The following is a 595-nucleotide window of genomic DNA, read 5'->3' as shown; positions in this document are numbered from 1 at the left end:
GCGGTGTTGTACAACACGACGAGAGAACGCCCACGGGACCGAGGAACGCAAGTTTCTTTATCCATGGCATCCCTGGGCCGGGCGTTGTGTTCACGTTCATGAGGTGATCGAGAAGGCTGACCGGGAGGTTTTCCGCTGCAGTCTCTCTGGCCACGCCTCCGATCGGTGGCTGGAGGTTCCGGCCTGGATGTTTGATCGCGCGGTCTGCACCGCGTGGCGCATTGCCGCTGCCCCACATGTCGATCCCAGAACGCTTGGCGTCTTGGTGACACTGCTGCAGGACGCGACGGCCAATTCCCACACCCCATCGCAATTGGAGGTTTCGGGCGCAGCATCGGATCCTCACGACGCGAATCGGGGAGAGGTCCATGCCGCGCCAGCCCACGACATATCAGTTCGATCTGTTCTCCAACCCGCACGATGCGGAGACCGCGCAGATGCCACCATGGCAGGCGCTGCCGGAAGAGACGCGCCTGACGCTGACAAAGCTGATGGTGCGCCTGATCCTCGACCACGTCGACGGCGAGCGCGCCGTTCCACGGGAGGAGGCACGCCATGATGCATGAGAAGATCCGGCCCCACCATCTGGAGCGAA

Annotated in this window: 1 protein-coding gene; it reads left to right on the top strand. The window is 62.9% G+C overall.

Features of this window, described 5'->3' with window-relative positions; all coding sequences use genetic code 11:
- Positions 1–368 precede the first annotated feature (368 nt).
- The gene (locus NKH49_RS34840; RefSeq protein WP_023722661.1) at positions 369–566 is read left to right on the top strand and encodes a hypothetical protein; all 198 of its coding nucleotides are present in this window, start codon (positions 369–371) and stop codon (positions 564–566) included.
- Positions 567–595 lie beyond the last annotated feature (29 nt).

The sequence above is a fragment of the Mesorhizobium sp. M1088 genome, assembly GCF_040318575.1.
In the GTDB taxonomy this organism is placed as follows: Bacteria; Pseudomonadota; Alphaproteobacteria; order Rhizobiales; family Rhizobiaceae; genus Mesorhizobium.
Note: the sequence above shows the minus strand (reverse complement) of the source record. Positions and strands in the feature narration are given on the sequence as shown.

What these genes read in the sequence shown, in the direction of transcription:
- NKH49_RS34840 (WP_023722661.1), top strand. Translation starts at nt 369, where the DNA reads ATGCCGCGCCAGCCCACGACATATCAGTTCGATCTGTTCTCCAACCCG.